Origin of the sequence: Elizabethkingia argenteiflava, assembly GCF_009904105.1 — a bacterium.
Classification (GTDB): Bacteria; Bacteroidota; Bacteroidia; order Flavobacteriales; family Weeksellaceae; genus Elizabethkingia; species Elizabethkingia argenteiflava.
The window spans coordinates 1-407 of the sequence record NZ_JAAABJ010000198.1 but is presented as its reverse complement, the minus strand read 5'-3'; the positions used below and the strand labels follow the sequence as shown (position 1 = coordinate 407).

Below are 407 nucleotides of genomic sequence, written 5' to 3'. Positions count from 1 at the left end.
TTGCAATGATTGTACTTCTTGACCAAAACTACGAATCCAATTCAAAATAGTGACATTGCTAACGTCTAAAATCCTGCCGATTGATCTAAAGCCCAAGCCTTCAAGATAAAGTTGAAGCGCTTTTTTTCTGATTGTTTTTGAATATTCACCCCCTCTTTTATATACCGTAAAATTAAATCCACAATTTTTACATTTGTATCTTTGAAGATTCCCGAAAATACCGTTTTTTACTTTTTCAGACTCATGACATTTTGGACAATCCATTATTTTTAGTAAAGATAAAAAAGCTAGACAAATCATCGCAAATCAAAATTGGCTGAAATCCTCCAGTAAAGGAAGCATAAATGTTTCTGTTACTAAGTTCTGATTTCACAAAAATAATACTGCCGTTTTTACTACCTATGGGA

General features: G+C 32.2%; 1 protein-coding gene. It reads right to left on the bottom strand.

What is annotated here, in order from left to right; translation table 11 throughout:
* Positions 1-264, bottom strand: a 264-nt coding sequence (locus GNY06_RS01580) for an IS1 family transposase (protein WP_166518495.1), incomplete at its 3' end; no start/stop codon positions are given.
* Between the last annotated feature and the right edge of the window lie 143 nt (positions 265-407).